A 6905-nucleotide genomic window follows, 5' to 3' on the forward strand; every position below is an offset into this window, starting at 1 on the left:
GCCCGGGGTCGGTGGCTGTCGTCAGTGGGTGGCGTCGGACGGCCCGGGGGCGGCCCAACGTGGCTGCGCATATGCATTGACTAATTGATCATTTAGGGCAGCAGAGCCATCCGAGCTGCTATTACCTCAACTCGCTGCACATCTCTGCACATCCAATTATGATGCGACCTACGCCGCTCGAAAATGAAGCACCGATACCGTCCACCCTTACCATCGAATTCGACCCAACACCCATGCGGCGCTACTGAAATCCTGAGTCACACGAACATAGATAGCCACTACACCGCGACATGTTCAATGCTTCCCTTTTAGGGCACTTCTCGGACAGCCTTCACGGATTCATCTGACCCACATAGACGTAGCACATTTACAGGAAGAGCGAGAATGGCTCCACGAAAAGAGATTACGAAGTACCTCTATTGGTCTGAGCGGGCAATATCTGAACTCGCCGAGGCCAATCGAAAGTCTAATCGCGGTGGCCTGTCAGTGAAAATTCCAACACTGCTTGGCATTACGCCCGAAATTACTTGGGATTCAGCAAGTGGCAATCAGTCGCGTGCCGATACTTCACAGTGGGTCGAGAGAGCCCTTAAGGGTAGCACTCTTAGGGACCCGACTAGGGGCGCACGGGCCAAGTATGCATCCGGCAAGGGGACTGTTGTATTTGGTGAGTTTGTCTCCCCCTCTGGTGACCCCGTAGGCGCTCTGATGTTCACGCGCTTGCGAGCCACAGATGGAACGAGGGTAGTTGTTTGCCTGTTCGGCAGCCTCGATAATTTCTCCGGATATGTGCAAGATGCGGGAGCCGCATCTCGCAGTGGTTGGACTTCTTCTGCCGCCAGTTTCGTCCGTGATTTTATCGCGGGGAGGTGTGAATACTCGGTTAGGGGCTTCGGGACGGAGGACGAAACACGTCCCATCCTGGCCTTTTACGCATACCAAGTGGCCGCTGGACAAGGAATGAGTGGAGTATCGCAAGCACCCTGGGAACGCGGCTTCACTTATGGCGATGTTAGCCGGTCTGGCGAGTGGCTGGCCGAAATATACTATGACCTGACAGAAGAGCAAATACCGGAGAATGACCTCGCCGCGAGGCGCTACTTATTCGGTAATGGAGAATTCGACAGGATAATCATTGGACGCCCGCTTTGGCTCAGATCCAAAAGTCAGAGCGATGTGCACATATACGCCCATTCAGATCCGGCGGATAGGGAGTCCTGGCCAGTTCCGCAAGAATATACACCAGTGGGGTGGCGTTCGGTTATTTCAACGCTTTGGCGGGTCGTACTAAGACGATGAAGGGTTGTCTAGGACTGAGGCCGGCGGAGCGGCTTTGGGCTGGAGCGGCTTTGGGGCGAGAGATCGGGGGCCACTAAGCTGCTCGCGTCTCGGGCAGCACCTCGCCTGCCCGCAATGGCCCGAGCGTGGCCCCCGATCTTAGAGGCTCGCCCCAAAGTGGCTGCCTAAAGCCGTGGAGCCGACCGGACCCGGCCATGATCCTTTTAAAGCAAGCAGGCTCGCCCGCCACCTCGTGAGCGCGGCCCGGCGGACCGGGCCGGAGCGGGGCGGAGACAGGAGCGGCGGCCCGGGGAGCCGGGCCGCGCGCGGCGAGCGGGACGCGAGCCGCCTTGAAGTCGTAGAGAAAGTTGTTACGCACGCGCCTCGTGGGCCCGTAGTCAGGTGATGGGGCTGATCGTCCAAGTCGCCGCCGTGGTGCGCTGCTTCAGGGTGAGCGTGTGGGGCTTTCCCTCTTCGAGGTCGCGGGCCGCTGTCGGCTGGCCGTCGTTGAGCCAGGTGCGGGCCTGTCTGTAGGGCTCCTCGTCCAGCGTGATCGCGATCATCATGAGGCTGATGCGGACCCAGCGCAGGGCCTCGCGCGGGCTGTGGGCGTCGTAGGTGCCGAGTCGGCGTTCGTTGACGTAGCACTGGCAGTAGTAGACCTGGGACGCGTGCTGCTGGGTGGTCATCGCGGCCGCCTCCCCTCGTCTGCCTCTCCGGCCATCTCGACCGTGACCGTCCGGCCGTAGTCGTCGCCGCTGATCTGCACGCGACTGGCCAGTGCGATCACCAGGCCCAAGCCGCGGCCGTTGGTGTCGTCCTCGTTCGGGGTCTCGACGTGTGGCTTTGTCTCGCCTCCGCCGGTGTCCGTGACCGCCAGGACCAGAACGCTGGGTGAGCGGTGCAGGGAGACGTGGAAGCTGCCGTTCGGGCTGCCGCTGGCCGAGTGCAGCAGGGCGTTGGAGCCCAGCTCGCTGACGATGAGGGCCGCGTCGTCCGCGTATGGGGTGCCGCTGAGGACGTCGCGGGTCCATCGGCGTACGCGGCCGACTTCTTCGGGGAGACCGGGACAGGTGAGTTCCCAGATCCGCACTGTGCTCGTATACTCGTGCATACAAGTTCCTTTGCGCTGGTGGCTGCTATGGGCAGTAGGTCAGTGCTAGATGAGTTTCACGCCGTCGTGGGCACGGATGGCCGGCGGGGCCGCCGCGTCGAGCGCGTCCAGGACGCGGATCGCGTACGCCTCGTCCGCCAGTTCCGCGACCTCGTCGCGGGTGGCCCAGCGCAGGGCGTATGTCTCGGGTCCGGTCGACGGGGTGCCGTCGACCGCTTCGCAGCGGAAGACGAGCGAGACGATCAGGCCCGTCATGTTCTTGTAGACACCGGTCAGGGTCGCCGGAAGCGCGATCTTGATGCCCGTCTCCTCCAGCACCTCGCGCTGGAGGGCGTCCGGGAGAGTTTCCCCGGCTTCTACGACGCCGCCGGGCGGCTCCCACTGGCCGTTGTCGCGGCGCTGGATGAGCAGCGCACGGCCCGCGTCGTCCACGATGACGCCAGCGACGCTCACGGAATGGGGGCGCTCTACGGTGCTCACGTTCCTCGGTCCCCTCAGATGGCTAGGCTTCTCCACCGTAGCAACGACACTCAGCATCTCGTCTAGATATCCAAAGGAGTACCCGTTATGGCAGCACTCCCGTCCGGCATCCTCGGTGACCTCGACCCGACCAGTGATCGCGCGGTCTTTAGGCAGATCGCCGACCAGATCCGCGAGGCCATCGACCGGGGCCGCTTCAAGGAGGGCGCCAAGCTCCCGTCCGAATCGGAGTTGGTCGAGCACTTCGGAGTCTCCCGGATGACCGTCCGCAACGCCCTCGCGATTCTCCAGAGTGAGGGGCTGGCCTCCTCCGAGCACGGCAAGGGCGTCTTCGTGCGGCCCCGGCCGCCCGTGCGGCGGCTGGCCTCCGACCGCTTCGCGCGCCGTCACCGCGAACAGGGGAAGTCGGCGTTCACGGTCGAGGCGGAAGCCGCGGGAAGCAAGCCCGAGGTAGACAGCCTGGAAGTGCGGGAGGAGAAGCCTGCCCCCGACATCTCCGCTCGGCTCGGCTCGCCCCGCAAGGTCCTCGCCCGGCGGCGCCGGTATCTGCTGGACGGCCGCCCGGTCGAGGCCGCCGTCTCGTACCTGCCGCTGGACCTGGCGCGCGGTACGCAGATCGCCGAACCCAACCCCGGGCCCGGCGGTATCTACGCCCGGCTGGAGGAACTGGGGCATCGGCTCGACCACTTCGACGAAGAGGTACGCGCCCGGATGCCCTCCCCCTCCGAGGTCAAGATGCTGCGGCTGTCCTCCGGCGTGCCCGTCATCAGCCTCATCCGCACCGCCTACGACACCGACGGCCGCGCCGTGGAGGTCTGCGACACGGTGATGGCCGCCGACGCGTACGTGCTCGCCTACCAACTGCCCGCCAACTGAGGGTCTGTGGGGCTCATGGCGGTGTGCCTGGCCGTTCCTCACGGACTCGTACACGCCGACACCCTTACTCGTATAGACGAGTAGCTAAGGGGTGTGGCACAGTATCCGCATCCCCAAAGAAGCGCGCCGGGGTGTCATCACGCGTCTTGTCTAGACGAGTAGCTGTGATGGGGCTCCGGCGAACGACCCGAGGAGAACGACTGTGCGCACCATCCGTATCGACACCTCCGCCGCGACCGTCCTGCTGACCGAAGTGCCGGAACCCAAGGTCCGGGACCGGCAGACGGGCGAGATCGCCAAGGACGCGGTGAGCGGTGAGTCGCTGATGAAGGTCGGCGTCGTCTACATCGATGAGGGGGAGTCCGCGCTCATCCACGTCACCGTTCCGGAGAGTGGCGTGACGGAAGGGCTGGCGCTGGGAGCTCCGGTTTCGCTGCCGGGACTGGTCGCCCGGCCGTGGGAGTACGTGTTCAACGGGCAACAGCGGCACGGTATCGCCTACCGGGCCGCCGCTGTCGCCCCGGGCGCCGTTCCGGCGGGCGTGGGGGCCTGACCGTGTCCGAGCTGACGACGCTGATGGAGGTGGGTGGTCCGGTCGCCGCGTTCGGTGGCGGGGCCGCCTACCTCCGGGCCCGGCATCCGGCGGCGTACTGGTCCACCCTCGGGCTTCCGCTGGCCGCCGCGCGGCTGCTGGGCACATACAGGTCGGTCATGGAGTCCTGCGAGCTGACCGTCACGCCGTCTCGCCTCCGTGCCCTGGCCGTGCACGCTGCGACTCGGCGGGAAGTCCGGCCCGTGCCGCCTCGGCGTGGTCTGCTGCGGCCCACCTCGACCGGGATGCGGGTCCGGCTCCGTCTCGCTCCGGGACAGGAGCCCGCCGACGTCGCCGCCTCGGCTGAACGTCTGCGGCACGCCTGGGGCGTACACGCCGCCTACGTCGAGACCGTAAAGCCCGGCGTGGTCGAACTGCGGCTCGTCGGGTTCGATGTGCTGCGGCGGGTGCGGATGCCGCGTAAGGCCGGTGGCGGGCTGCTGCGGGTGCCGGTGGCGCTGCGGGAGGACGCGACTGCCTTCGTACGCGATTACCGCGCCGTCCCTCACGAACTGGTCCTCGGCGCCACCCTGTCCGGCAAGTCCATGTATCTGCGGCACCTGATCGCCGGGCTCACCGAACAGCCGGTCGCACTGGTCGGGATCGACTGCAAACGGGGCGTCGAGCTGGCCCCCTTCGCCGCCCGGCTCTCCGCGCTGGCCACCGATCCGGGGCAGGCCGCCGACCTGCTGCCCGTGCTGGTGAAGGAGATGGAAGAGCGTTACGACCTGATCCGGGCCCGGCAGGGCATCGCCTCCTCGACGCCGGATGAGGAGATCACCTCGGACGTGTGGGGCCTGCCGGAGGACGACCGGCCCGTTCCTGTGGTCCTGGTCGTGGATGAGGTCGCCGAACTCTTCCTCGTCGCCACGAAGAAGGACGAGGAACGGCGCGACGAGATGGTCACCCAGCTCATCCGCCTCGCCCAGCTCGGCCGCGCCGCCGGGATCTACCTGGAGGTCTGCGGGCAACGCTTCGGCGCCGAGCTGGGCAAGGGCGCGACCATGCTCCGTGCCCAGCTCTCCGGCCGCGTCTGCCACCGCGTCAACGATGAGCCCTCCGCGAAGATGGCCCTGGGCGACATCGCCCCCGAAGCGGTCGGCGCCGCCTGCACTATCGCGCCCGAACGCCCCGGCCTCGCCGTCGTCGGCGACACCTCCGGCGGCTGGTCCCGCATCCGCACGCCGTACCTGTCGCTGGCCGATGCCGCCGCACGCTGCCAGGAAGCCGCGCACCTGGTGCCCGAGCTGCCCGCGCTCGCGCCCTTCCGGCCCACCGTTCCGGCTCGGCCCGTGGATCGTCCGGCGCCGCTCGTGAAGCCGCTGCTCGTCGCCGACTGGCCTGCCCCTCTTCCCCGATTCGGCCGGCGCGTCCGCCTCGCGTCAGACCCCTACCCCGTCATGCCCGAAACCGGAAGGAGACAGCCCGTGCGTGCCCAACTCGGCCGCGTAGACGCGGTGCTCGTCCAAGCGGTCATCGCCGCCGCGCTGTCCTTCGCGCACCTTCACGACCTGGCCTCGGCCGCCGGACAGGACGGCTGGAGGGCGTGGGCCTACCCCGTGTCCGTGGACCTGCTGATGGTCGCCGCCTGGCGTCGTCTGCGATCGGGGCGGGACAAGGCGGCGGCTTGGTGCTGGTTCCTCGTCGCCCTCGCGGCCTCGCTCGGTGCCAACATCGCCACCGCCGGACTCCTCGACCTGGCCGACGTCCCCGACTGGCTCCGCATCCTCGTCGCCGGATGGCCCGCCCTCGCCTTCCTCGGCGGAACGCTGCTGGCCCACACGGCCAAGGAGACGCCTGCAGGGGAGGACGTACCCGAGACGACCCCCGCCCCGGAGTCCAAGCCTGAGCCGACGCCACCGACGACTCCCGTCCCGGCCGCCCTCGTCGAACACACCCGCAAGGTCGCCGACGCGCACCGCGCCCGTACCGGCTCACCCATCGACCCGGACACCCTCCGCGCCCGCCTCGGCGTCCCGGCCCCGCTCGCCGCGCAGATCGCCGCGCAACTCACCTGACCGAACCGGAGGACCTGCCATGCCCGCTAACCGCCGCTTCCGCGCCGTGACCCGTATCGGCCCGGTCCAGGTCGGCACCGCCTACGACGCCCGGGGCCGCGAGAAGCACACCGCCGCCTGTACGGCCCCGCGCTGCGGCTTCTCCGCCGACTACGACTCACGCACCGCCGCCGAGCTGGCCGCCCGCACCCACCGCTGCCCCGTCCGCTGACCGCCTCAAAGGAGCGCTCGTGTCCGTGAACCTGCCCCTGGTCGTCGTCCTGGGCCTGATCGTCTGGGGCGCCGTGAAGTTCCTCGGCGTCCGCGTCTGGCTCGTCGTCGTGATCGCGCTCTTCGGCTTCTACCTCGCCGACACCTTCCTCGCCCCCGCCATCGACAACGGCACCCGCAACGGCGTCGAGACCGTCAACGGCACCCACGACTGAGAGACATCTCACGTGCCTAAGAAGTCAAGCTGCGGCGGCTGGAGCTGCTGAGAAGGAGGTGAATGCGTGATGCTCGTCGAAGAGCTGCCGGTTGTGCAGGCAGTGGTAGAGCTGACCGAGCA

The 6905-nt window shown here is 67.3% G+C and carries 8 protein-coding genes and 1 pseudogene; 6 read left to right on the forward strand and 3 right to left on the reverse strand.

The genetic code is table 11. From position 1 onward, the window contains the following. Positions 1–1676 precede the first annotated feature (1676 nt). From G5C65_RS28095 to G5C65_RS28105, 3 genes are read right to left on the reverse strand one after another with little or no spacing between them, the layout of a single operon-like run. Positions 1677–1967 carry a hypothetical protein gene (locus tag G5C65_RS28095; protein WP_165301825.1) on the reverse strand — a complete coding sequence of 97 codons (291 nt, stop codon included), beginning with the start codon at positions 1965–1967 and terminating at the stop codon, positions 1677–1679. Continuing rightward, positions 1964–2392, reverse strand: a complete 429-nt coding sequence (locus G5C65_RS28100; protein WP_165301826.1) for an ATP-binding protein — start codon at positions 2390–2392, stop codon at positions 1964–1966. Before G5C65_RS28100 ends, G5C65_RS28095 begins: the two co-directional genes overlap by 4 nt. A gap of 45 nt (positions 2393–2437) precedes the next feature. Next, the gene (locus G5C65_RS28105) at positions 2438–2845 is read right to left on the reverse strand and encodes an NUDIX domain-containing protein (RefSeq protein WP_165301827.1); all 408 of its coding nucleotides are present in this window, start codon (positions 2843–2845) and stop codon (positions 2438–2440) included. A gap of 114 nt (positions 2846–2959) precedes the next feature. Between G5C65_RS28105 and G5C65_RS28110 the strand changes: the two genes are divergently transcribed. The 6 genes and pseudogenes from G5C65_RS28110 to G5C65_RS28130 all read left to right on the forward strand — a co-directional run bounded on the left by G5C65_RS28110 (position 2960) and on the right by G5C65_RS28130 (position 6783). Beyond that, on the forward strand, positions 2960–3748 hold the full coding sequence (locus G5C65_RS28110; RefSeq protein ID WP_165301828.1) for a GntR family transcriptional regulator: 789 nt from the start codon (positions 2960–2962) through the stop codon (positions 3746–3748). Between the two features lie 202 nt (positions 3749–3950). Then, positions 3951–4301 carry an SCO3933 family regulatory protein gene (locus G5C65_RS28115; RefSeq protein ID WP_165301829.1) on the forward strand — a complete coding sequence of 117 codons (351 nt, stop codon included), beginning with the start codon at positions 3951–3953 and terminating at the stop codon, positions 4299–4301. Positions 4302–4303: 2 nt separating this feature from the next. Next, positions 4304–5677 (forward strand): annotated as a pseudogene (locus G5C65_RS28120) (FtsK/SpoIIIE domain-containing protein); the annotation flags it as partial. A gap of 63 nt (positions 5678–5740) precedes the next feature. Continuing rightward, on the forward strand, positions 5741–6358 hold the full coding sequence (locus G5C65_RS39640) for a DUF2637 domain-containing protein (protein ID WP_241266108.1): 618 nt from the start codon (positions 5741–5743) through the stop codon (positions 6356–6358). 19 nt (positions 6359–6377) lie between these two features. Further along, positions 6378–6569 carry a mobile element transfer protein gene (locus G5C65_RS28125; RefSeq protein ID WP_165301831.1) on the forward strand — a complete coding sequence of 64 codons (192 nt, stop codon included), beginning with the start codon at positions 6378–6380 and terminating at the stop codon, positions 6567–6569. 19 nt (positions 6570–6588) lie between these two features. Further along, positions 6589–6783 carry a hypothetical protein gene (locus tag G5C65_RS28130; protein WP_030885715.1) on the forward strand — a complete coding sequence of 65 codons (195 nt, stop codon included), beginning with the start codon at positions 6589–6591 and terminating at the stop codon, positions 6781–6783. Positions 6784–6905: the final 122 nt, after the last annotated feature.

This window comes from Streptomyces boncukensis, assembly GCF_011045075.1.
Taxonomy (GTDB): domain Bacteria; phylum Actinomycetota; class Actinomycetes; order Streptomycetales; family Streptomycetaceae; genus Streptomyces; species Streptomyces boncukensis.

Excerpts from the sequence above, each read along its gene's own strand:
- G5C65_RS28100 (WP_165301826.1), bottom strand. The coding sequence starts at position 2,392 with ATGCACGAGTATACGAGCACAGTGCGGATCTGGGAACTCACCTGTCCC.
- G5C65_RS28095 (WP_165301825.1), bottom strand. The coding sequence starts at position 1,967 with ATGACCACCCAGCAGCACGCGTCCCAGGTCTACTACTGCCAGTGCTAC.
- G5C65_RS28125 (WP_165301831.1), top strand. The coding sequence starts at position 6,378 with ATGCCCGCTAACCGCCGCTTCCGCGCCGTGACCCGTATCGGCCCGGTC.
- G5C65_RS39640 (WP_241266108.1), top strand. The coding sequence starts at position 5,741 with ATGCCCGAAACCGGAAGGAGACAGCCCGTGCGTGCCCAACTCGGCCGC.
- G5C65_RS28110 (WP_165301828.1), top strand. The coding sequence starts at position 2,960 with ATGGCAGCACTCCCGTCCGGCATCCTCGGTGACCTCGACCCGACCAGT.